Genomic DNA, 23,118 nt, shown 5'->3' with positions numbered 1-23,118 from the left:
GATGGGGCAGGAGGTCTTTCTCAACGAGATGAACCAGGCGCTGGTGACGGTGCTTCTCGTCTCCGCGCCCGCACTCGGCATTGCGATCATCATCGGTGTGAGTGTTGGTCTGTTGCAGGCATTGACGCAGATTCAGGACCAGACGCTGCCACAGGCGGTCAAGCTCGTCGCCGTGATGCTGGTGCTGATCTTCGCAGGCCCGCTTCTGGCAGCACAGGTCGGTACTCTTGCCAGCCACTCGCTCGACACCTTCCCGTCGCTGACGCGGTAGATGAGCGATGAATCTTGCAGCCATCACAGCGGCAATTACCGAATTTGCCTATCCGCTCTTGGCCGCATCCGCCGTTGCCGTTGCGCGCGCACTCGGCATGATCATGCTGACGCCTGCCTTCATGCGGCTTGGCCTCACCGGCATGATCCGTGCTGCCGTCGCCTTTGCCATTTCCCTGCCGATGATCCCGCAGGTCTTCACCATGCTGTCCATGACCGGTCAGCCGACGAGCTTTGATCTCACCGGCCTCATCATCAAGGAAATGGTGGTCGGAGCACTTATCGGTCTTGCCTTTGGCATCCCCTTCTGGGCGGCGGAAGTCGCAGGCGATCTCATTGACCTTCAACGTGGCTCGACCATGTCGCAGCTGCTTGACCCACTGGCAGCGGGTGAATCGTCTGTAACGGCCACGCTTCTCACCGTCTGTCTCATCGCGCTGTTCTTCATGTCGGGCGGATTTCTATTTCTGCTCGACGGCTTCTATCGCAGCTATGAATTATGGCCGGCCGCAAGTTTTACGCCGGTTCTTGATCCGGGCGCTTTTGTCTCGATCCTTCACGTGCTCGACCGTATCATGCAGATCGGCGTTATCCTTATCGCGCCGCTGGTCATTGCCATCCTGATTGCCGACATCATGCTGGCCTTTCTGTCGCGCATGGCGCCGCAACTGCATGTGTTTGACCTCTCATTGGCGGTCAAAAATCTTCTCTTTTCATTGCTGATCGTTCTTTATCTCGTGTTCCTTATGCCGTTGCTATTCGGCCAGATAGCCGATCTTGGCGGCACGTTTGAAACCCTGCGTGCTTTCGTGACAAAGGAAGGCCCGACGCCATGAGTGATTTCGTTCCGCGCATACTCGATGGTTTGACGGCATTGACCCGTGAACTTCTCGATAATGCCAGCCAGCACAACTGGTTGCAGATCGAAAATCCCGACAATGGCCGCGAACCGCCGGAGGCACGTCCGAGAACAGACCGGCCATCGCCCCAAAACACGCAACCACAGCCCAAGGCGGGAGCCAAACAACCACCGTATTCTCCACCTCCAGCAAAGGAAAACAAAGCGCCTGTTTCCGCTGACAAGAGCGGCACAGGTGACACAGCCAAAAGTGAAATCTCGGCTCAGCCTTACCCCCTACCGGCATCCCCGATTGCTGGTGCGCTCAGGGAAAACCGCAATGGAGAAAAGCTGCGCCATGTTCAGCTCGCTACGCCTGCGGTGGTGGGAGCGCCCCCGGCACGCACCCAAATACGGCCCGTCCTGACGACAGCCACCAATATGTCTCCTTTATCCCAAGCGCGGATTGGCGGCAGTGACCCCGCAGCGGTCAAGGTCGAGCGTATTCTGGTCTCAGCCGGTGCACAGATGGCTGCGCAGGAACTGCACGCTGCTGTCCGTTCGCTTCCTGCCAGTGAAATCTCGCTGTTCCTCGATAATTCCAGCGCTTTGGTTGCTAGCGTTCTTGAAAAATCCTGTGGCGATCTGCCAGCAGGAAAGGTGGACGAGAAGCAGCGCACTGTGCGAACTGCGCTGGCAGTCGCGCATCTTTCAGCAGCCATCGACAAGGATCCGCGCAGTCCTTCAACGATGCGCCTTATGCAGGATATCGGCTCGGTCGTGCTTGCATCGGCAACGCCGAACGACAATACTGTCTTCACAGGTCTGGCACAGGCAATCGGAGCCGGCGCGGGCATCAAGCTGGCGCTGATGGTGGCTGCGGCGCTGGCACATGAAGAAGGGGAGCGCCGCTCCCGTGCGCCGTCTCTGCGTGCTTTGATGGTCGCGGGCTTTTCACGCCTTGGGGAACGGGTCGATGAAGCGCACCGGGCTGTTCTGCAATGTCTCGGACCTTTGCTGATGGACTGGGCATCGTGGCGCGCAGCCCGCACAGATGCAGCACTGATTGCGCTGGTCGACTTTGTCGGATCGCAGCCGAACTTGATCGAAAATCTTGCACCCCGGCTGGACCGGATCGAGCAAGTTGGCGTGGAGGCGTTGAGAGTGCTGCGTGATCTCGCATCTTCTTCGCTTGATGACGGGCTGCGGAGCGTTCAACAGCAATTTATCGCAAGCGAAAGTGTTTTCGGTTCCATCGCTGCCAGTCGCACGGCACTGCGTGAGATTAACCAGATCGCAGCATTGCGCATGGGTGGTGAAAACGCCAAGGTCGAACTAGACGCGATAAAGCTTGTGCTGACAGATATTGGCTTCGATGCCCCGCGTGCCGCTTTTCTGGCTGATCGTAGCCGAATCGATCATGGGGCAATGCTCGCCCACAACTGGACGGCACTTGAAAACTTCGCGCATATGGAGGCGCATGGGCGGCTGTTTCAACAGCTTCTCGCGTTCTTGAATGGGCAATATATTATTGAATATTCGCCCGCTCTCATTGGATTTGATGATCTAGATCCAAGTTCCATGTTAATAGAGCTATAATATTAAAAAAACATGATGTATATTTATTTATTTCAAAATTTGAATTAAATAAATACATTTATGGCCATTAAGTTTAATTTATACGTGAATATACTTCATATGGCATTAAGTAATTATGCAAAAGTAAACTTAGTATGTAGCAAATCTGTATAGATATATTCATTAAATCGTCACTTAATTTTTTGAGAACGTATTTATATATTGTCAGTGCCGGAGACTTCTTGAGGCTCTGCGGTTCAAAGCGCGCTTGCGCGATATTTTAACTTTGCTCAACGAATGGAGACACAACGATGTCGAGCGTTACTCCTGCATCCGGTGGCGGTGCTGATGCCGCGATCTCAAAGATGGAAGCTGCTTTCGATGCCGCTATCGAAAAGTCAGCCAAGATCACTGAAATCACGACTGAAAAGAAGACCGAACTCGACGCTACCAAGCAGCGTCCGCAGAACTAATTGAAGTGGCTCGGGCGGTTGCCGTCCGAGCCACTTTTCCTTTCGTTGATATTGAATGGCCGATCCGGGCGAGATGCCGGGCGTCAACATCATGTGTGGGTTAAGGGGCATTCAAGCGCCTTATTGAGGAGCACGCAATGAAAGTGGGATCGCAGCTTTCAGGCTGGGAGGGATTTTACGCAGACCGTGCGGAACGGCGCGACGCGGCGACAGATCCGGCATTGCGCGAGCATTTTGATAATGAACTTCAGCAGGCCCGCATAACCATGCAGGCAATGGGTATTGAGGTGCCGCAAGATAGCGCCAGAAAAAGCGAAACGCCCGGCAGTACAAATGCCCATGCCGAGACCGACCCCGGCCCCAAACCAGGCAATGACGTGAAATTTGTCGATAAAGATGGTGCGCCAGTATCTAATGCGCTCGACAAGGCAACGCAGTCAGGATCACTCAGCGCCGGGTTGAATGAAAGTCTTCAGCCCTATCGTCAGGATATTCTGGCCGCTTCGGATGCAACGGGTGTGCCCGCCAATCTGCTGGCCGCTGTCATTTGGGATGAATCCAAGGGCGTGGCTTCGGCTGGAACCATCAATGGCGAGAACGGGCAGACCGACTCCGGCCTCATGCAGATCAATTCCGAAACCTTCGCCGCTTTGAAGGCACAGCATCCCGATCTGGTGACTGGTGAGGCCTCCGACCCTAAAAACAACATCATGGCTGGTGCGCTCTATCTGAAAGAGCAATACGACCAGTTCGGCGACTGGGATCTGGCTCTGCGTGCCTATAATTCGGGACCGCTCTCGGTCGATCCATCCGATCACACGATATCGACGACCGGCTTCGGCACCAAGAACTACGTCGAGAAAGTCAATTTCTATGAGGACCTTCTCAATCAGGGAAGCTCCATGCCCGACGGTTACCCGGCTGGCAATGAAACTTACTGAGCTTCGTAAGGGGCTTAGGCGCAATCAACAGATCATCTCAGTCAACAGAAATGGAAGGAAGGGGTCCCATGTCCATCACCTTGTCGCCTGCAAATCTAAGTCAGGCTAATCAGAATACGTCAGCACTGACCTTCGATGAAAAGCTCAATATTTCAAAATCGAGCCAGATCATGGTTGATTACATGAAGGAAAAAGGCAAATCCGCCATTAATGCGGATGAGCTTGCAGCGCTTGCCCGTAATGCTTCCGGGGATGTGCCTGCCGAAGTTTCAGCCGCTGCGGCCTATATGCAGCGTCATCCTGATGTATTCACGGCAATCGAAACCCACGACGTGGCCGGTGCAGATGGCCTTTCGGGTTCATGGAATTTTGAATGGGCGGCGCAAGGGGGGCTTGCTGGCACGTCCATCGAAGCTATTGCGAATATGGAAGAAAGCTTCAACCGAGCGATCGAGAAATCGGCCAAGATCACCGAGCTGACCACTGAGAGCAAGACCGAACTCGACGCTACCAAGCAACGTGCTCAGAACTGATTTTTCGAAGTGCTCCTGCCGGTGACGGCGGGAGCACTTCGTGCAATCGCCCGGCACGGCAGTGCGCCAGAACGTTATCAACCTGATTGAAAACTAAAAATTTCGAGGAGATTTTCCATGGCCAAGGTCAATTCGTCAGCTTCGAGCCCGGTAGATCCGAAATCGGTTGATCCGAATAATACCGAGGCATGGAAACAGGCTGAAAAGGATGCCAAGGACGCGGGTATCCGTTGGGAAAAACCGGCTGATGACAAGCGCTCCGCTCAGGAGATCATCGACGATACGCCACTTCTGAAAAACCTCGGCAATCAGAGCGGCGTGAAGGATTCGCTGGAGCAGCGGGTCGGAGGGGATATCGAAAAGGATGCTGATGCAGCCTATCGTGCCGCGCAGGTTCTCGAACACGTCGAAAAATTTGATGCCAAGGGAAATCGTCTCGCAAGCAACGACATCAACAACGGCGAGATTAACGGTTTTACCAAAGGTAAAGAGGCAAAGCCGAACACGGAAGCAGGCCGCCTTCAGGATTTCGGCAAATATGGTTTTTCCAATCTCAAGGGCAAGCTGAACAATGTTTCAGCTGCGGATGATCCAAAAGCCCGCAAACAGGCGGAGGATTTGGGGATTAAATGGGAGCGCCCAAAAGGCGATGACCGCTCTGCCAAGGATATCATTGATAGTAATCGTCTGCTCAAGGGGCTCGGCAACCAGAGCGACGTCAAGGCAATGCTCAAGGAACAGGTCGGTGATTTCGAGAAGGATGCCAATGCAGCCTATCGCGCGACGCAGGTCCTCGATCATATCGAAAAATTTGATAAAGATGGCAAGCGGCAGGTTGGTGGCGATGTCGGTGATCACAAGATCAACGGTTTCACCAACAGCGGCGAGGCGGAACCTAATACTGAGGCTGGTCGCCTTCAGGATTTCGGCAAATATGGTTTTTCCAATCTCAAGGGTAAGCTGAACGATTTCAAGGATGCGGGCAACAACAAGGAAGAGCGCAAGAAGGCCGAAGCCCTCGGTATTGAATGGGAGCGCACGAAAGATGACAAGCGATCTGCAAAGGACATTGTGAACGGCGACCCTCTTTTGAAAGAACTGGGCGATCACAGCGGCGTGCGCGATATGCTAAAGGAGAGGGTGGGCGACTTTTATAATGATGCCGATGCTGCCTATCGTGCGACGCAGGTTCTCAGGCATGTCGAACAGTTTGACAGTAAGGGCAAGGAAATTACCGGCGGCAGTGTCGGCAACGGAAAAATAAACGGTTTCACCACATCACGTGAGGCAGAGCCTAATACCGAAGCGGGTCGCCTACAGGATTTTGGCAAATACGGTTTTGACTCTCTCAAGGGCGATCTTGGCGACGTTTCCTCCATCAAGGGCAAGGGCGAAGATGCCAAGAGCTACAAAGATTATATAAAGGCGAACAAGGACGCCGACGAAGGCTCGAAGCAGGTCGCAAAATATGCGGCCATCCTGGAAGAAAACTATGACACGATCCGCGAAAAAGCAGGAGCGGGCGGCAATCTCGATGCTGATGCATTGCAGCGCTATAAGAATACAGCCAAAGGGCTGAGTGATGAGGCCAAGGAAGCACTCGATTTCTGGTCGCAGTCGGGCGCGTTCAATATCATCGATAATGCCAAGCATTCACTGGCTCAGCGGCCGGATGGTGATCTCAGCAAGGGCGACTTGCAGAGCTGGCTGAGCAAGTCCGCCCCAAAAGACGCCTCTTCACTGATGACATTCCTTTCCGATGCAGCACAACGCAGCGCGCTTTCGGACATCGACACCAGCAAACTCGGCAATGATGTTTTTGAAAATCCGGGCAATTACTCGAACGAGGAAAAAGCTGCCGTTCTTCAGGACTTGCAGCAGGCCCAGCAATTGATGGTTGATGGCGCTTCCGCTGGTATGTGGAAAGATGATTATTCCAAGGTTTCCATCGCCAATCGTGCCCGTGTCCACCCGGACAAGGAAAAGGTTTTCGATGATCTCAACAAACACATAAAGATTCTTCAGGACGACAAGGAAGTCACCAAGACCCTGAGCGAGAAAACCGCGGGCGCTTTGAAGGACCTTGTGGCAGATAACAAGGGGCTGAAGGAAGCCGTTCAGAAGACCTACGACGATGAAATCAAGAGCGGAAAGGCTCTTAACAAGTCGTGGGATACGAATATGAAAGACGGCAAGGTTGAGCAGCAGGCCGTTCTTGCTGAATTCCTCGGTACGGCGCAGTCCTATCAGGGTGCCCTCGATATTAAAAAGCCTGAAGACATTAAGGACGCAATCAAGAAATCCGACCATGAAGGGGACTTCAAGGATTTCTACGAGAACAAGCTTGTTTCCGGCGACCGACTGAAAGAGCTTCTCAAGGACAATTCCTTCGAGGCGGCGGCAAGCGTCTACAACATGGAGGTTGGTCTCTATAACGCCGCGCTTGATTCTGAATTTACCGGAAAACTCGATGACAAGCTGGAAGAGAACTTCTCCAAGATCGGTAATGAGAATATTCTTAAGGACGCATCCTTCGATGATATGAAGAAGGCTTTCGGCGTCAATGGTGGTGATGAGCTCGATGAAAAAAAGGTAAAGGAATATATCGCGGAAGTTGCCAAGGAAAATCCGGAGCTTTTCGTCAATGAGAACGGAAAGGCTGCGACACCTGACCAGATTCTCGGGGGCTTCCGGGCAACGTGGGATGTCTATCGCCAAGGCACGAAAACGCTGGATAAGACGGGATCACTTGAAAACCTCGATCCGAACAAGAATGCCAAAGGAGCTTATGATAAGGGCGTGCTGCACGGCGTCAGCGGTCTTTTTCTGGCAGGCATGACTATTTCCAGAGGCGTCGGAACCAATGGAGAACTGCAACCGAAGGATTATGTGAACATAATCGCCGGTTCTGTCCAAACGGCGACGGTACTGACTGAAGGGGGAATGAAGGGGTATTCGCAGTATCTGAAGGGTTTGAAGGACAAGCTTGACGATGACCTCATGAATAGTGTGGGGTCTTTGTTGGATGACGTCTCTCCAGAAAACCTTTCCGCACAGGATTCCAAGGCCAACAAGTCCCCTTTGTATGACAAGAGGGCGAGTCTTGCCAAGAAATTCGAGGAGGGTGCCAAGGGGCTTGGCGGTGCGGCAGGCGCTGCCATGGGAGCTTACGGTATTTTCGATGGCGTCAAGTCGATCAGAAACGGCGATACGGTTACAGGAGCGCTAGGTATTACGTCCGGCTCGATCGGTGCGATGGCCGGATTGGCGTCCATGGTAGAGGGGGCATGGGGATTGGGAAATGCCTTGCTGCCTAATCTTATCAGTAAGGTGCCGAATATTGTTCCGGTCTTTGCCGGTGCGCTCGGTTGGGCAGCGGCAGGTGTCGGTGTGATCGTTTCGTTCCTTCCAAGTCTTATAGAAGAAGGAAAGCACCAGAAGCGGTCTGACGATTTCGGTCATACGCTCGGCAGCTTCCTGACGAAGTATGAAATTGATGGCGTCGAAGGCGGCAGTTTCAGGGATATCCCGGATAACGAATGGCCAGGCTATGAGGATGGTCCGACAATAGGCTCGTGATTTTTATCGAAGCCCCCAAGGTCCGGTTTCTGGACTCAATATGTTCGCGGCGAAGTCATGATCGTGTCGCTATGGGGCGTCTTGCCTACCGGTCTGGTGGCAACTGCGCCGTTCCAGCTGTCGGAGGGATGGCTAGGCGAGCTGCTCAAAGAGGCACGCGCTGTTTGCGCAATACATTGACCCGTGAGACGGTAAAGTTGCACTCGCCATCACGCTATTCGGCAGCGAATATACGTCGGCGGCAATGACATCATTGGGGTCAATGCCACCGACGATTCGGCCAATCACACCATTCACCTCATCACATTCAAGCAGAAACGGCTGTGCCTTCAGCCGCATCCAGTGCGTGGATGATACCGCGCAATTCCGCCAACCCCCGCAAGCGACCAATCGCGGGATAACCCGGCGTCACTTCCTTTTCCAGATCGTCCAGCATGCGATGTCCATGATCCGAACGAAAGATGATCGACGCAACGCTGTCGCGCTTTCGATCCTCAGCCAGCAATACGCGTAACACCGCGACCATATTCACATCCCCTTCCAGATGCGCCGCCTCAAAGAAGCTGCGTCCATCGCCTTGACGCATGGTTGCTCGCAAATGCGAGAAATGAATGCGGGAAGCGAAGCGCTTTGCCATGGCCGGCAAATCATTATCAGCGCGGACGCCAAGACTTCCCGTACAAAAACACATGCCATTGGAAGCGGACGGAACAGCATCGAATAAGGCTGCATAATCAGCTTCGGTCGAGGCTACGCGCGGCAAGCCGAACAGCGGACGCGGCGGATCGTCGGGATGCAAAGTCAATTTCACACCAAGCTCCTCCGCCGCCGGTGTTACTGCCTCCATAAATTCAATCAGGTTTCGGCGCAGGCGATCCGCATCTATACTAGCATAGGCTTCGAGCTTTTCGCGAAATGCCGGAACTGTCAGCGGCTCGGTCGTGGACCCCGGCAAAGCACTGGCTATATTATAGACAAGGCTGGCAATTGCCGCATCATCCATAGCCTCAAAGAGTCGGCGCGCAATGGCACGATCGTCTGCTGAATACTCCGCCTCCGCTCCCTTTCTTTGCAGAATATGCAGATCAAACACGGCAATCATGTTGTGATCGAAACGCATTGCCGTCGCCCCAGTCGGGGTCACATAATCGAGATCGGTCCGGCACCAATCGACCACAGGCATGAAATTGTAACAGATGACGCGAATGTCGTTCTCCGCCAAGGCCTCCATGCTAGCCATCCAGGCAGCGATTTCCTGTTTGGCTTCACCACCCAGACGTTTGACGGCGTCAGGAATGGGAATGCTTTCAACAACCGACCAGCGTAGTGGCGTACGTCCCGCAGGCGTGTTTTCGATCAGTGATTTACGCTCCCGAACCTCAGTCGACGTCCAGGCCCGTCCAATTGGCACCTCATGCAGTGAAGACACGATATCAGTTGCACCGGCCTGTCGTACGGCATCGAGTGAAACACCAGCCTTTGGCCCAAACCATCTCCACGCTTGACGCAATTTTGTTCTCCACCCTCAATGTTTAAATGCCAGATAAGAATTGGCAGGAAACTCAGTCTACTCGTGTCATGATCCAGTTGTTTACATTCAAATCCACGAAACCTTCACATTGCAAAACGAATGCTCCTTGCTTTAAATAAAGGAATCCGGATTGCTTTTTCTTAGTTCATCAATGTCCGGCTTCACCGCACTCAGATGATGCTTCATTGCAGCACAGGCCGCAGTTACATCATGGCTTTCAATAGCGTTACGGATAATTTTGTGTTCGGCAATGACCTGTGTCATGCGGCCCAAAGCGGGCACGGTCATGCGGCGCGCGCGATCGATCTGCACTTTGACCGGCTTGAGAAACTGCCAGATGCCGGGGTGATGGGCAATGGATGCAATCGCTTCATGAAAGGCATCGTCGGCTTCATGGAAAGAGCCCAGATTCTGTCGTTCGGCAAAAAAACTTTGCCGCGCCAGTATTTCGTCCAGAAGATCGATGTCTCCACTTGTAGCAGACGTTGCGGCACGTTCTGTGGTGGCGCCTTCCAGCGCCTGACGAATAATCACAGCCTCGGGGATCAGGGCAACAGGAATTCGCGCAACAAATGTCCCTGACTGCGGAAAGACATCGACCAGTCCATCCTCGACCAGACGTATGATTGCCTCTCGCACCGGCGTGCGACTGACGCCGAATTGTTCGGTCAGAGCCTTTTCATTCAGCGGGGTTCCAGGCGTCAGCTGCATGGACACGATAGACGTGTGTAATTCACGATAGATTACAGTGGCCGTGGTAATGCGTCCGGCACTGATCCGTCGCGCGGAGGCAGCCAGGCCTGCTCCAGACTGTTGCGAAAGAGAGGCAGTTGATTTGGCTTTTGGCTTTTGCACTGTCGTTTTCATATCCTGTTCTGTCCATAGCCCCTCGCGATTGGAAATCGCCCCAAAATTAAACCCCGTCATTCATACGCAAGAATCGTTGCAGAAGAGTCATTAACTTCGGTTGACATACTAATATATTATTCTTTACTGTTCGCCAAGGCTCATGCAGATTTTATGCAAAAAAGTCTTGGGATGACCCTTGCCGGGAGGAGGCATTATGAATCGCATCATCGACCGAGAAAGTTTCAGGATCGAGCCCGGGGGAAATTTATTTCGTTTGGAGTTCCGGCCAGTTCATGTCGGCCAAGCCTGGATTTAATTTCTGGTTTGGAGCTGTTTACCGGTTACGTGACTTCCCTGTCGGGGGCACAAAATCAATGGCCGGGACGACGTCTCGGGTCCAGCAGTTCGCCGTTTTCAATTCAGCTAAAGCATTTCGCATTATATCGTACCCATAAGACACGCATTAAGCTTTGTTCTTACGCATGTCTTATCCCATCGAAGCATGATCAAACACCAGCCCAGAGGACTGGCCCACCTGCAGAGACGGCCCCAACTTTTGAGAGACATGCTTTGAGCGCCCTGATTTCGGGTGATGCAACACCAATAAACACAGCGAGGTCAGATCATGTCTCTTCATCCGGATCGAGTTTTTCCGATCGAACCCGATGCACGCTCCATAGCCCGCCGGCTTTTTGCCGAGGTGGAAAACCTGCCGCTCATATCGCCGCACGGCCATACGGATCCGATCTGGTATGCGCGCGATGAAGCCTTTCCGGATCCGGCGAGCCTGTTTGTAAAGCCCGACCACTACATTTTCCGTATGCTGTTTTCACAAGGGATCAACCTTGAAAGCCTTGGCGTATCGCGTGTTGATGGTGGACCTGTCGAAACCGATGGCCGAAAAATCTGGCAGCTATTCGCCAGCCATTGGCCGCTGTTCCGTGGAACACCTTCGCGGCTGTGGTTCGAACATTCTCTGGAAACAATATTTGGTATCACGGAGCGGTTGAACAGCGAAAATGCTGACCGGATTTATGATCAGATCGCAGAGCGGCTGGGCGATCCGTCCATGCGGCCGCGTGCGCTTTACGATCAGTTCAAAATCGAAGTCATTTCAACAACAGATGCCGCCACCGATGACCTCGCAGCGCATGATACCATCCTGAAGTCGGGCTGGCATGGTCGTGTCGTGCCAGCATATCGCCCCGATGCGGTTATAGATGCATCGCGGGCAGATTTCCGGACCAATGTCGAAACCCTGCTGGCTCTCGCAGGCACACAAGCCGATTATGACGGATATCTGGAAGCACACCGCATCCGCCGCCAGTATTTCATCGCTCGTGGAGCGACATCAACAGATCATGGCCATCCCACAGCCCGTACCGCAAACCTTTCCATTGCTGAAGCCCGCATATTGTTCGACCGTGTTTTCAAAGGTGGTGCATCTCCAGAAGATGCCGAACTGTTCCGCGCTCAGATGCTGACCGAAATGGCAGGCATGAGTATTGACGATGGACTGGTTATGCAGATTCACCCCGGCTCATTCCGAAACCATAACGCACCGCTGTTCAGCCGTTTTGGTCCCGATAAGGGTGCCGATATTCCGCGTGCAACCGGTTATGTGGAGGAATTGAAGCCGCTACTGGATGCCTATGGCAACGATACTCGCCTCACATTGATCGTCTTCACGCTGGATGAAACCAGCTATAGCAGAGAGCTTGCACCTTTGGCCGGACATTACCCGGCCCTGCGCCTCGGTCCCGCGTGGTGGTTCTATGACAGCCCCGAAGGTATGCGCCGCTATCGTGAACTCACGACAGAAACCGCCGGTTTCTACAATACCGTGGGCTTTAACGATGACACGCGTGCTTATCTGTCGATCCCGGCTCGGCACGATATGGCCCGTCGTGTTGATTGCGCCTATCTTGCGCGTCTGGTGGCCGATCATCGGCTGGACGAAGACGAAGCGCGTGAAGTGGCAATCGATCTGAGCTATCGCCTTGCCAAGAAAGCTTACAAGCTTTGATTTTCAGCGTGTACTCTGGAGTTAATCAACATGACGCTGGTCGAGAAGTTTTGCCTTTCCGATGATACTTTACACCTTGCAGCGAAGGAGGTCTCCAGACCCGACTATGACCGACACGCTGTTAAAACCGGTATCGTTCATTTAGGGATTGGTGCCTTCCATCGCGCGCATCAGGCCGTTTATACGGATGATGTTTTAGCCAGCGGCGATAAAGACTGGGGCATTACCGGCGTATCGTTGCGCAATGCCGATACACGCGATGCACTCGAAGTGCAGGACGGTCTTTATACACTCGCTGTCCGCGACGGGGGTGGTGAACAGTTGCGCGTCATCGGCAGCATCCGGAAGGTTCTGGTCGCACCCGAAAACCCGGAAGCGGTCCTTCGCATCATGAGCGATGCAGATGTCCGCATCGTCTCCCTGACGGTAACGGAAAAAGGCTATTGCTACCAGCCAGCCACGGCAACGTTGGATGAAAAGCATGCCGATATCGTGCACGATCTCGATCATCCTCACGCGCCACGTTCCGCACCGGGTTTTATTGTCGAAGCGCTGCGACGTCGTCGCGAAGCCGGGATCGCCCCCTTCACGCTGCTCTCTTGCGACAATCTCCCGGCCAATGGCCAAACCTTGAAAAGCGTTGTCACCCGCTATGCCGAGCTGTGCGATGCCGGGCTCGGTGCCTTCATTGCCGAGCACGTTTCGTTCCCATCGACAATGGTGGACCGGATTGTGCCTGCAACAACAGATGCCGATCGCTTGCTTGTAGCGAATCTGACGGGTCTTGAAGACAATTGGCCAATCGTCACCGAACCGTTCTCGCAATGGGTTGTGGAGGACGATTTCCCAACCGGTCGACCGGATTGGGAGAAGTTTGGCGTCACCTTCGTCGATGACGTTTCCGTCTTCGAATTGATGAAGTTACGTCTCCTCAACGGAAGTCATTCGACATTGGCTTATCTTGGCTATCTTGCCGGCCATGAAACCGTATCGGACGCCATGCAAGGCGAAGGCTTTTCAGCGCTTATTGAAGCGCTGATGGATGAGGATGTGACACCCACCCTCCCGCGATTGCCGGGATTTGATCTGCACAACTATAAAGCCGATTTACGAGAGCGTTTCCGCAACCCGGCATTACATCACCGCACATGGCAGATTGCTATGGACGGATCGCAAAAACTGCCGCAGCGCCTGCTCAACACAATCCGGGTTCGTATTGAACAAAAGCAATCATTCGAGCACCTGGCTTTCGGCGTCGCGGGGTGGATGCGCTATGCAAGCGGAACAGACGAGCAGGGCCGCCCCATTGATGTGCGTGACCCACTGAATGAAATCATCCGGACGAGAATAATGGGCAAAACTTCGCCTTCTGAACTGCTGAACGCCTATTTATCGCTTGAGCAGATTTTCGGAACCGATCTGCCGTTAAACAGCGAATTCCGCTCGGTAATTCTGAAAGTCCTGACAAAACTAATGCAAAAAGGAGCGGCATACTGCGTTGCGGAACATGCAAAAGCGCTTGCATGATACACTGATAGATTAGTATATTAAATTTAAAGGCGCATACACTGGCAGGAGGAACGCAGTGGTTCTGCGTCCAATAAGAGGGAGAAAAACCATTTTTAAAATATCACGCAGACAGGCCCTCGGCGGGCTTGCGGCTGTCGCAACGTTACCAGCCACACGTGTTTTTGCTCAATCGAGACTGGCCTTGCCGACTTCGCCGATTTACATCAACATCGTGGATGTGGCGGGTAACCTCGCCCTGACACAGAAAGCCATTGAAAATTACGCTGCTGCCAAGTCCGAACTCGTTTCAAGGATCAATTTCACCAAGGCTCCGGCACCGGAACTTCCGGGCAAGCTGAAGGCGCAACAAGCCGCGAACCGGCTTGATATCGATCTGGTTCTCACAGGCGCTGATGCGCTGGCCGCAGGGCTGGAGATGGATCTTTGGGTCAAACTTCTGCCGGATCATTCCGATGGATTGCCGGATCTGGCATCCATTTATCTTGAACCGGCGCATCGCATGCTGGCCTTCGGGCAGGATCACGGGGTCGTCGTTACCTACTATCCATCCGGGCCGTTGCTCGAATATATGCCCGACCGCGTCAAGACCGTGCCGAAAACCGCATCGGAATTGCTTGACTGGACCAAACAAAATCCAAACAAGTTTATTTATGCGCGCCCCGCTAATTCCGGGCCAGGCCGCACATTCCTGATGGGATTACCATACCTGCTGGGCGACAGTGATCCGAAAGATCCGGTCAAGGGCTGGGACAAGACTTGGGAATATCTGAAAGAGCTACACAAGCACGTCGAATATTATCCGACTGGCACGGGTGCCCTGATGAAGGAACTGGGCGAAGGCACACGCGACATGACGGTCACGACCACAGGTTGGGACATCAATCCGCGAGTTCTCGGAGTGGTGCCCAAAGAGGCTGCCGTATCAAAATTCGATGGTTTCCATTGGGTGGCTGACGCACAATTCATGGCCGTTCCGAAGGGTGTTTCCGACGAAAAGCTCGCAGTTCTGCTCGATCTGATGAGTTTCCTTTTGACCCCGGAACAACAGGCCTACACCTATGATGAAGGCTATTTCTATCCCGGCCCTGCGGTAAAGGATGTTCCTTTGAGCATGGCTCCGCAATCAAGCCAGGATGCGATCGCCGAATATGGGCGTCCGGAATACGCCGACTGGATTGCCAATAATCCCGTCGAACTGCCACTTGATCCGTCTTCAATGGTCGTCGCATTCCGCCGCTGGGACGAAGAAGTCGCAAGTCTGAAAAAATAAGGTCATACCTTGCGCCAATCGGCCAGGACCGGTTGGCGCACAGAAGCGAGGTCGATAGATGCTGCTTGCGTCGTCAGAATTTAATGAAATCCGGCTCGATCGCATGAGCCGTTCCTTCGGTGCCCATAACGCATTAAAAGACGTCACATTATCCATTCGCAAGGGAGAATTCATCGCCCTGCTCGGGCCTTCGGGCTGCGGAAAATCCACTGCACTCAATTGTATTGCAGGTCTTCTGTCGACCACGGGGGGTGGCATTTTTCTCGATGATAAGCGCATTGACACCTTAAAACCCGAGGATCGCGGGTTTGGCATGGTCTTCCAGAACTATGCACTTTTTCCGCATATGAGTGTGCGGCAGAACATCGGATTCGGCCTGAAAATGCGTGGCACACCCAAGGCGGAAATGGCCCGGCGCGTTGAAGAAGCACTCAATCTCGTCCGGCTTCAGGGCCAGGGCGATAAGCTGCCGGGGCAGCTTTCTGGCGGTCAGCAGCAACGTGTCGCCATCGCGCGCGCCATCGTCATCGAACCGCCACTGGTTCTGATGGATGAGCCTTTATCCAATCTCGATGCCAAGCTGAGGCTTGAAATGCGCGCGGAAATCCGCCGCATTCACAACCAGCTTGGCGCGACGACAATTTACGTGACGCATGATCAGGACGAAGCCTTGTCGCTTGCCGACCGCATTGTGGTCCTGCGCGACGGCCAGATTCGCCAGGTCGGGGAGCCAAGCGACCTTTATCAGCGGCCTGACCATCTCGATGTCGCAGAATTCATGGGCTATCGAAATCGACTGACGGGTCCTGTCACAGCCGTGAATGGCGATCGTGTGTCCATTGCTGTTGGAAAATCCACGCTAAGCGGCATTGCGCGTCAATCGCTTGAAGTCGGACAAAATGCGATTGTTGCGGCAAGACCTGACGATGTAGCCGCCGGCGAACGCTCGGATAACCATATCGACGCCGTTGTGGAAACCATCGAATACAGAGGTCGGGAATTTGTTGGAACCGCACGCACAGCCGAAGGGCAGGAGCTGGTGTTTCATGCACCGCAAAGTGCAGAACTGGGCAGCACGATTTCACTGGCAGTCGATGCCAGTTACGCTCTCGTCTTTGCAGCGGGAGGTTAGAGATGGTAACACAACCCACCAGCTATGATGAAAAGCTGTCATTACGTCAGCGTCTTGCCCTGCGCGGATTTGATGGTGTCACGCTCTTGATCCTGCCAGCCGTCATTTTCCTGCTGGCAGTTTTCATCTACCCGTTCGCCTATGGTCTGGTTTTGTCATTCACGCCACGTGAAGGTGGCTGGCTGGCCAATTATCAGAAGTTTTTTTCTGATCCGTTTCTCTACGATACGATAAAGACAACGCTTTGGCTGGCTGTTCCGGTCACGCTGATCAGTCTGGCTCTGGCACTGCCTATCGCCTTTCGTGTCCGACTGATGAGAAATCAGCGTCTGTTGACCACCATTCTGGTGCTGCCGGTTACACTCGGCACTGTCCTCGTGGCTGAAGGCCTGTTGAACTATCTGGGACCGCAAGGCTGGTTTAGCCGTACATTGATGTTGTTCGGTGCAATCGACCGGCCTTTGAAGCTCACCAATAATTACTGGGGTGTATTCGCTTCGCTTATTATCACAGGCTTTCCGTTTACGTTTCTCCTCACACTTTCCTACGTGACAGGAATTGACCCGGCACTGGAGCAGGCAGCTGCAACGCATGGTGCGAAAAGCTGGCAGCGCTTTCGCCATGTCACGCTTCCCCTGTTGATGCCGGGGCTAGCGATCACCTTCTGCCTGTCGTTCGTCCTGGCTTTCGCGGTGTTCCCATCCGCCATTCTTCTTGGTGCGCCCGCCGGTGCAACCCGCGTTATTTCCATCGCAGCCTATCAGGCTGCATTCGAGCAATATGATTACTCAATGGCTTCAGCAATCGCCATGATCATGGCCTTTGTACAGCTTGCCATTGTTGTGGCGGTACTCGGGCTGCGCGGTCTGTTTTACCGAGGTTCCACAGCGGGCGGAAAGGGCTGACCATGATACGCGATACAACAATTGGCTCCAAACTCTGGATTACCGCCGTCTGGGTGGTTGTCGCCTTCTTCATCGTCAATCTTCTGGCGATGATTGCAACGGTTGTCCTTTCTTCATTCAGCACCCGTTGGTTGGGCACATGGTTGCCCAATGCCCTGACGGTGAAATGGTATTTTACCGCATGGGCGGAATTTCAATTAGGCCATATTCTGGTTGTCACATTCCAGATCGTCTTCACGGTTGTCGCTCTGTCGGGTCTGATCGGAGTGACAGCGGCATATGCATTGGCTCGGCGTGACTTTCCCGGAAAAAGGCTGGTGATGCTGCTCTTTCTGCTACCGCTTCTGGTGCCGCCGATTACCTTTGGTATTCCTCTGGCAACAGTGCTCTATCAGGCTGGGGTCGGCGGGACCTTCTGGGGGGTGGTGCTGGCCAATCTGGTGCCAACGGTGCCTTTCGTCATTCTGGTGATGATCCCGTTCATCGAGCAGATTGATACTAAAGTGGAATCAGCAGCGCGCGTTTTTGGCGCCAATACATTTCAGCTTTTTCGTTATGTATTGATGCCGATGCTGTTGCCGGGAATTCTTGCCGCATTGCTGCTCGTGCTCGTCCGAACCGTCGCCATGTTTGAACTGACATTCCTGACCTCGGGGCCAACCAGTCAGACGCTCGTCGTCGCACTTTATTATTCGGTATTTGCTTCGGGTGTTCGGGCCGTTCAATCCATCGATGCCATGGCGGTCATTTACATGATCACCACACTGGTCTGGTTGTTGCTGGCGTTGCGGTTTGTCAACCCGACACAGATTGTCGCGCGTTCAAAGCAATCGACGGACTAAACGACAACGGCCCAAAAATCGAAAACGATTTTTGGGCCGTTGCTACAGCTTAAAATGTTCTAGAGCATAAGTCCTATCGGAGCCCGCTCTAAACGGGCTGTTGGCAGGAAGGATCAGCGCGAATAATCTGTCCGATCAGACGATGGGTAGCCAGAGCTTCTTCGCCAGTCACCATCGGATCACGCCTGTCACGAATGGCACCGAGGAAATCGCTGATTAATGCGCGGTGCGCATCATGGGGAAAATCCATGATATTGGCACCGCTACCAGATTTGCCTTCCGAGGCGATATATTCTTCCCGCCCATCCAGCCACGTCAATTTCAGATCGCCTGCCGTCATATGAGCCGAGCCGGTGGAGCCTGTAATTTCAAGCGTCTCGGGATAACCGGGGAAAGCCGCGGTCGTCGCAAGCAGCGACGCTGGCGCGCCGTTTTCCAGTGTCATCAGCGCGGTTACATGATCTTCGGTTTCCATGCGATGCAATGCCGTGGTGTGTATGCGTGATGCGACAACCTCACGAACCGGCAACAGAGAGCGAAACATATCAAGCGCATGAATAGCCTGTGAAAGCAGAACACCACCGCCATCGCGTGCCAGACTGCCACGCCCTGCCAAATCATAATAAAACTGTGGCCGCCACCATGGCACACGCAAAGCCGCAGCCTCTATCGTGCCCAATTCACTATTGTTAATCACCGCACGAATGCGTGCGCTGGATGCTCGAAAGCGATGCTGAAGTACGACACCAAAGGTCAGGCCCGAGCGGCGTGCAAGCTCCACCATTTTTTCCCCCCGCTCTATGGTTATATCGAGCGGCTTTTCCACCAGCACGTGCTTTTTCGCAGCCAAGGCACGTTCGGTAATATCGAGATGCGAACTGGCCGGTGTCAGGATCAGCACGATATCCACGCTCGGATCTGTAATGGCTGCGTCCATATCGGTTGTTGTGGGAAACGGAAAGGTTCTGGCAAATTCTTCAGCACGCTCGCGCGAGCGGCTAACCGCCCAGACGACCTCAACCTGATCCCGCAAATCCATGAGACTGCGCGCATGCGGCAATGACGCCGGACCTAGTCCGACAATCGCCAGTCCGGGCTTTCTCATAAGCTTGTCCTTTCATGTTCAAAGCTGATCCGTTTATTTACCGATCCATGTGGCGTCCCGTTGCGCTTCCAATGCCAGACGGCTGACAGTGAAAACATGGGCTTGCGCCATAGCGGTCTCCGTTCGATGTCGCACATCGTGAACGAACTGCTTAAAATATTCGATCGGTTCGGTACTTGCATCGAAATGGCGTGTCCCCTCAGTATTGACCAGAAACAGGTGATCCGTGCCGGTGCGCCCCGCCACATCGACATATTTGCGCAGTTCAATTGTTCCCTTTGTACCATGGACAAACAACCGGCCATCGCCCCATGTCGGCAAACCATCGGCAGTAAACCAGTCGACACGGATATAGCCGCTGGCTTTTTCACTGCGCAAAAGGATCTCCCCGAAATCCTGAAAATCCGGCAGGTCATTATCGGCGAAGTGCGCTATTGCGCTGTTGATGATTTTTGCATCTCCTGATCCGCTAAAGATCAGAAACTGATCGATCTGATGCGAAGCGATATCGTTGAGGACGCCTCCATAAGTAGCAGCATCGAAAAACCACTCCGGCCTGATTGCACGATTGAAGCGATGCGGTCCCATCCCCATCGTCTGGATAACCCGGCCGATGGCACCGTCTGCAACGAGCTTCTGAGCCAGGCCAACGGCTGGTACAATAAACCGCTCGGAAAAGCAGATGGAAAAAATCCGGCCCGTTTCAGCCACGACCTGTTGGATTTCGCTTAATTGCAAGAGGCTGACGATACCCGGCTTATCCGTCATGACATCTTTGCCGGCAAGCATCGCAGCCGTGGCAATGGCCGCACGATCGGAAGGGATGGCGGCGGTGACGATGATATCAATGCTCGTGTCATTGAGAAAAACGTCGGCGTCAGCAACCGGCCTGATATCTGGAAAGCGTTCTTTGAGGCCTTTGAGAACAATAGGGTCACTGCTTGCCTCAACGAAACCGGCGCACTCAGCGCCAGCTTCGAGAAGACCGCCTATCATGTGATAGATATGGCGGTGATCAATTCCGATGACGGCAAATCGCATTATTGATTGGCCTTGTTGGCACCGATTTCCCGATCCCATTTGTCAAACGCCGCTACCAGAGCTTTGGGCTGCAATGGCGCTTCGACCGGATATTTGGCGATTAACTCGTCATAATGCGGGCGTCCGAATTCGGCAAGCACGTCACGGCTGTCCTGCGGAGCCATATCGATTGACACGTTCTTGACCGCCGGACCCGGATAGAAATAGCCATGATCATAGGTGTAGGCCTGCTGCTCTGGCATCAGCATATAGGACATAAGCTTGAGGAGAACCGCGACTTTTTCGTCGGGAACGCCTTTCGGGATGCACATGAACTGCGTATCGGGAACCCAATGTGTGCCATCGAGAGCGAAGGTTTCCATTTCTTTGGGAACGACGCCCAGAACGCGTGGATTGATATCCCAGCCAAATGACGAAACGATCATGTCGCGCGTGCCTTCGGCAAGCTCCTTCATGGTCGCAGTCGTCCCGGGAGGGTAATAATCGATCCCCTCATCGAGTTCCTTGAGATAGGCCCAGGTCTTCTCCCAGCCATTGATCGGATCGCCGGGGTCCTTGTCACCAAGGATATATGGCATTGCCATCAGAAAGGTCCAACCGGGACCGGAATTGACTGGTCGCGCATAACAGAAGCGACCGGGATTAGCCTTGACCCATGCCAGAAGCTCATCGGTATTCTTCGGCACGTCCTTTACGCGGTCAGGCGCGTATTCGAACAAAGGTCCGGAAGGCGAATAGACGACAGCGACCCCCTCGTTCTGACCGAAATTCTTCTGCATCATGAGAGCTTTCTCATGATAGGTTTCTTCTGCATTGGGCAACTGATCCGGATACTTGGTCCAAACATCAATCCATAAGCCCTGTTCAATCCCGTCTGACATAGCCCCCGGTCCTGTCAGTACCAGATCGATGTCGACGCGGTTGGCGGTTTGCTGCGCCTTCAGCTTGCCCGGCAATTCCGGCGACGGAGCCCGGGAAAAAATGAGTCTTGAAACAAGCTGCGGATTGTCCTTGGCAAATTTTTCAATCGCCGCCTGTGTAAGCTGTAAATTGCCAGCCACATCGATAATATTCAGCGCAACCGGGGATGCGGGTAAGGCGAGTGCTTGTGCACGCGCGAAACTTGATGACCAAAGAAGCCCGGCTGCCCCTCCAGCCAAACCACCCAATGCCTGACGACGCGTAATTCCGTTCATGCGGTTTCCTCCCAAAAACACAACCAAACGCGATCGGCGGAAATACATGAATTCAATTTTATATTAGTATATCAGTCGATCAACATAACGATTATCATGTCTTCCGGTCACCGGCAACAATAATGAAAATATTGTATCGCCAATCAGCAGCAATCAAAGTGACCATCCAGTTGGATCGACCGTCTAGACCGATATAACTGTTTGTTTTTATGTCATTAAAGATATGGCTAGTTTCACCGTTTCACGGGGCATATTTCAGTTCCAGAAGACGATCGACTGCGGTTTCGAACAAGGGTTGAGCAGCACCTTTTAACACATATTCGATGCTGGAGCGGTCAGGAACCAGGGTCGGAAGCGTCAGTGAGCCCACCAGCCCTTCCGCTCTGAAGCTTGATTGCAGCAAGTCGAATACGCCGTTATTGGCAATAAACGGTCCGGTAATAAAAACCTTTTTTGGAAATAGTATACGGCAGACATTGCCCAATGTCCGGGCCATCAAACCGACGGCCATTCGGATTTCTGGAATATCTGCCAGATCCAGTCTGGCAATCTGTCCTGCACTCGTCTCTTCATCTTCGGCAATATCGGGATAGATCGTGCGGATCACCGGCAACAAGGCGCCAAGCGATACGGCTGTTTCAAGACAACCGTAATTGCCGCAACCGCAGGGCCTGTCTTCCAGTATGTTGAAACGCCAGTGCCCGATCTCGCCGAATGGGCCATCCTGAAACGACGTTGTGTCGGCCTTTGTCCGATAAGCGAGGCCAATCCCCCAGCCCCAGTGCAGGACGCCAGCGCTCTCAGGCGCGTCTGAACCAAGCTCAGCAAAACGTGCATTCAGTTCGACGTCCAATTGGCGAAATAGGTAAACCGTGGGTGTAACCTGGCGCAAAGCTTCGCCAATATCGAAATCGCGAATTGCCGGCCAGCGCGATGTAAGGATCCAGGTTCTGTTTCTGATATCCGTAATTCCGGTCACCGCAACCGACGTCCCGACATGGATCATTGATGGCGGACAGGCGGCAGTCAGCGCGCGAACAATGTAACACATGGCCTGCTGCATTGCGCTAGCGCCTGTTTCCGGTCCGATATAGCGCGTTTCACGTGACAGGATATTGCCTTTGAAATCAATGAGGACACCCGTCAGTTGGAGGCTCGATATAGACAGGATGGTTGCGCCTGCACATAGCGGATTAAGTGCAATCTGCGTGGCTGGTCGCCCGCGGCCATTTTTTTTATCGCCGGTTTTCTCGCTGATAATGTTGCGGGCCACCAGATCGGCAATGATCCTGGAAATAGCGGTGGAAGTCATTTCGAGCGCTGCAGCAAGGCTTGCCCGCGTTTGGAAATCTTGGCTGTGCAATGCGGCAACCACACGCGCGCAATCGCGCTGGTGCGCATCATTGAAGTAGCGATTTTCGATCATCAGCATCAGGCAGTTTCTTTCGATTTCTATTTTTGAATAACATTATTCAAAAA

19 protein-coding genes are annotated in these 23,118 nt (G+C 53.4%); 13 read left to right on the top strand and 6 right to left on the bottom strand.

Annotation, left to right across the window (positions count from 1 at the left end):
* Position 1: 1 nt before the first annotated feature.
* The 7 genes from AAIB41_RS15900 (at position 2) to AAIB41_RS15870 (ending at position 8,212) form a co-directional block, all read left to right on the top strand.
* The gene (locus AAIB41_RS15900; RefSeq protein ID WP_343314996.1) at positions 2–271 is read left to right on the top strand and encodes a flagellar biosynthetic protein FliQ; all 270 of its coding nucleotides are present in this window, start codon (positions 2–4) and stop codon (positions 269–271) included.
* Between the two features lie 7 nt (positions 272–278).
* Positions 279–1,106, top strand: coding sequence for a type III secretion system export apparatus subunit SctT (sctT, locus tag AAIB41_RS15895; protein ID WP_343314995.1), 828 nt, complete (start codon positions 279–281; stop codon positions 1,104–1,106).
* Positions 1,103–2,707, top strand: a complete 1,605-nt coding sequence (locus tag AAIB41_RS15890) for a hypothetical protein (protein ID WP_343314994.1) — start codon at positions 1,103–1,105, stop codon at positions 2,705–2,707. Before sctT ends, AAIB41_RS15890 begins: the two co-directional genes overlap by 4 nt.
* Before the next feature lie 290 nt (positions 2,708–2,997).
* Complete coding sequence (locus tag AAIB41_RS15885; protein ID WP_167873995.1) at positions 2,998–3,159, top strand: hypothetical protein; 162 nt, start codon at positions 2,998–3,000, stop codon at positions 3,157–3,159.
* Positions 3,160–3,296: 137 nt separating this feature from the next.
* Positions 3,297–4,100: a transglycosylase SLT domain-containing protein gene (locus AAIB41_RS15880; RefSeq protein ID WP_343314993.1), complete on the top strand. Its 804-nt coding sequence runs from the start codon at positions 3,297–3,299 to the stop codon at positions 4,098–4,100.
* Between the two features lie 68 nt (positions 4,101–4,168).
* The gene (locus tag AAIB41_RS15875; RefSeq protein ID WP_343314992.1) at positions 4,169–4,633 is read left to right on the top strand and encodes a hypothetical protein; all 465 of its coding nucleotides are present in this window, start codon (positions 4,169–4,171) and stop codon (positions 4,631–4,633) included.
* Positions 4,634–4,750: 117 nt separating this feature from the next.
* Entirely contained in the window at positions 4,751–8,212 is a 3,462-nt protein-coding gene (locus AAIB41_RS15870; RefSeq protein WP_343314991.1) for a type III effector HrpK domain-containing protein, read from the top strand.
* Between the two features lie 307 nt (positions 8,213–8,519).
* On the opposite strand, the gene uxuA is transcribed toward AAIB41_RS15870, so the two are convergent.
* Positions 8,520–9,722, bottom strand: coding sequence for a mannonate dehydratase (gene uxuA / locus AAIB41_RS15865; RefSeq protein ID WP_343314990.1), 1,203 nt, complete (start codon positions 9,720–9,722; stop codon positions 8,520–8,522).
* A gap of 132 nt (positions 9,723–9,854) precedes the next feature.
* Positions 9,855–10,610 carry a GntR family transcriptional regulator gene (locus AAIB41_RS15860; RefSeq protein WP_343314989.1) on the bottom strand — a complete coding sequence of 252 codons (756 nt, stop codon included), beginning with the start codon at positions 10,608–10,610 and terminating at the stop codon, positions 9,855–9,857.
* Positions 10,611–11,217: 607 nt separating this feature from the next.
* On the opposite strand from AAIB41_RS15860, the gene uxaC reads away from it, so the two are divergent.
* The 6 genes from uxaC to AAIB41_RS15830 all read left to right on the top strand — a co-directional run bounded on the left by uxaC (position 11,218) and on the right by AAIB41_RS15830 (position 18,297).
* Positions 11,218–12,618 carry a glucuronate isomerase gene (gene uxaC, locus AAIB41_RS15855; protein ID WP_343314988.1) on the top strand — a complete coding sequence of 467 codons (1,401 nt, stop codon included), beginning with the start codon at positions 11,218–11,220 and terminating at the stop codon, positions 12,616–12,618.
* Between the two features lie 30 nt (positions 12,619–12,648).
* Positions 12,649–14,145 carry a mannitol dehydrogenase family protein gene (locus AAIB41_RS15850; protein WP_343314987.1) on the top strand — a complete coding sequence of 499 codons (1,497 nt, stop codon included), beginning with the start codon at positions 12,649–12,651 and terminating at the stop codon, positions 14,143–14,145.
* A gap of 91 nt (positions 14,146–14,236) precedes the next feature.
* A complete protein-coding gene (locus tag AAIB41_RS15845; protein ID WP_343316104.1) occupies positions 14,237–15,418 on the top strand; it encodes an extracellular solute-binding protein in 1,182 nt (393 codons plus the stop codon).
* 58 nt (positions 15,419–15,476) lie between these two features.
* Positions 15,477–16,550 (top strand): ABC transporter ATP-binding protein, encoded by a 1,074-nt coding sequence (locus AAIB41_RS15840; protein ID WP_343314986.1) that lies wholly within the window; start codon positions 15,477–15,479, stop codon positions 16,548–16,550.
* Positions 16,551–16,552: 2 nt separating this feature from the next.
* Complete coding sequence (locus AAIB41_RS15835) at positions 16,553–17,455, top strand: sugar ABC transporter permease (RefSeq protein ID WP_343314985.1); 903 nt, start codon at positions 16,553–16,555, stop codon at positions 17,453–17,455.
* A gap of 2 nt (positions 17,456–17,457) precedes the next feature.
* The gene (locus AAIB41_RS15830; protein ID WP_343314984.1) at positions 17,458–18,297 is read left to right on the top strand and encodes an ABC transporter permease subunit; all 840 of its coding nucleotides are present in this window, start codon (positions 17,458–17,460) and stop codon (positions 18,295–18,297) included.
* Between the two features lie 88 nt (positions 18,298–18,385).
* On the opposite strand, the gene AAIB41_RS15825 is transcribed toward AAIB41_RS15830, so the two are convergent.
* The 4 genes from AAIB41_RS15825 to AAIB41_RS15810 all read right to left on the bottom strand — a co-directional run bounded on the left by AAIB41_RS15825 (position 18,386) and on the right by AAIB41_RS15810 (position 23,071).
* Positions 18,386–19,402 carry a Gfo/Idh/MocA family oxidoreductase gene (locus tag AAIB41_RS15825; protein ID WP_343314983.1) on the bottom strand — a complete coding sequence of 339 codons (1,017 nt, stop codon included), beginning with the start codon at positions 19,400–19,402 and terminating at the stop codon, positions 18,386–18,388.
* Positions 19,403–19,435: 33 nt separating this feature from the next.
* Positions 19,436–20,446 (bottom strand): Gfo/Idh/MocA family oxidoreductase, encoded by a 1,011-nt coding sequence (locus AAIB41_RS15820; protein ID WP_343316103.1) that lies wholly within the window; start codon positions 20,444–20,446, stop codon positions 19,436–19,438.
* Positions 20,443–21,639: an extracellular solute-binding protein gene (locus tag AAIB41_RS15815; RefSeq protein WP_343314982.1), complete on the bottom strand. Its 1,197-nt coding sequence runs from the start codon at positions 21,637–21,639 to the stop codon at positions 20,443–20,445. The genes AAIB41_RS15820 and AAIB41_RS15815 overlap by 4 nt, the downstream gene beginning before the upstream one ends.
* A 241-nt stretch (positions 21,640–21,880) precedes the next feature.
* Complete coding sequence (locus tag AAIB41_RS15810; RefSeq protein WP_343314981.1) at positions 21,881–23,071, bottom strand: ROK family transcriptional regulator; 1,191 nt, start codon at positions 23,069–23,071, stop codon at positions 21,881–21,883.
* Positions 23,072–23,118: the final 47 nt, after the last annotated feature.

Source organism: Brucella sp. BE17 (assembly GCF_039545455.1).
Taxonomy (GTDB): Bacteria; Pseudomonadota; Alphaproteobacteria; order Rhizobiales; family Rhizobiaceae; genus Brucella.
The sequence above is the reverse complement of the archived record's forward strand: the minus strand, read 5'-3'. Positions and strand labels throughout refer to the sequence as shown.

What these genes read in the sequence shown, in the direction of transcription:
- AAIB41_RS15860 (WP_343314989.1), bottom strand. Translation starts at nt 10,610, where the DNA reads ATGAAAACGACAGTGCAAAAGCCAAAAGCCAAATCAACTGCCTCTCTT.
- AAIB41_RS15885 (WP_167873995.1), top strand. Translation starts at nt 2,998, where the DNA reads ATGTCGAGCGTTACTCCTGCATCCGGTGGCGGTGCTGATGCCGCGATC.
- AAIB41_RS15900 (WP_343314996.1), top strand. Translation starts at nt 2, where the DNA reads ATGGGGCAGGAGGTCTTTCTCAACGAGATGAACCAGGCGCTGGTGACG.
- AAIB41_RS15875 (WP_343314992.1), top strand. Translation starts at nt 4,169, where the DNA reads ATGTCCATCACCTTGTCGCCTGCAAATCTAAGTCAGGCTAATCAGAAT.
- AAIB41_RS15835 (WP_343314985.1), top strand. Translation starts at nt 16,553, where the DNA reads ATGGTAACACAACCCACCAGCTATGATGAAAAGCTGTCATTACGTCAG.
- sctT (WP_343314995.1), top strand. Translation starts at nt 279, where the DNA reads ATGAATCTTGCAGCCATCACAGCGGCAATTACCGAATTTGCCTATCCG.
- AAIB41_RS15830 (WP_343314984.1), top strand. Translation starts at nt 17,458, where the DNA reads ATGATACGCGATACAACAATTGGCTCCAAACTCTGGATTACCGCCGTC.
- AAIB41_RS15825 (WP_343314983.1), bottom strand. Translation starts at nt 19,402, where the DNA reads ATGAGAAAGCCCGGACTGGCGATTGTCGGACTAGGTCCGGCGTCATTG.
- AAIB41_RS15850 (WP_343314987.1), top strand. Translation starts at nt 12,649, where the DNA reads ATGACGCTGGTCGAGAAGTTTTGCCTTTCCGATGATACTTTACACCTT.
- AAIB41_RS15815 (WP_343314982.1), bottom strand. Translation starts at nt 21,639, where the DNA reads ATGAACGGAATTACGCGTCGTCAGGCATTGGGTGGTTTGGCTGGAGGG.
- AAIB41_RS15890 (WP_343314994.1), top strand. Translation starts at nt 1,103, where the DNA reads ATGAGTGATTTCGTTCCGCGCATACTCGATGGTTTGACGGCATTGACC.
- AAIB41_RS15840 (WP_343314986.1), top strand. Translation starts at nt 15,477, where the DNA reads ATGCTGCTTGCGTCGTCAGAATTTAATGAAATCCGGCTCGATCGCATG.
- AAIB41_RS15810 (WP_343314981.1), bottom strand. Translation starts at nt 23,071, where the DNA reads ATGCTGATGATCGAAAATCGCTACTTCAATGATGCGCACCAGCGCGAT.
- AAIB41_RS15870 (WP_343314991.1), top strand. Translation starts at nt 4,751, where the DNA reads ATGGCCAAGGTCAATTCGTCAGCTTCGAGCCCGGTAGATCCGAAATCG.
- AAIB41_RS15880 (WP_343314993.1), top strand. Translation starts at nt 3,297, where the DNA reads ATGAAAGTGGGATCGCAGCTTTCAGGCTGGGAGGGATTTTACGCAGAC.
- uxaC (WP_343314988.1), top strand. Translation starts at nt 11,218, where the DNA reads ATGTCTCTTCATCCGGATCGAGTTTTTCCGATCGAACCCGATGCACGC.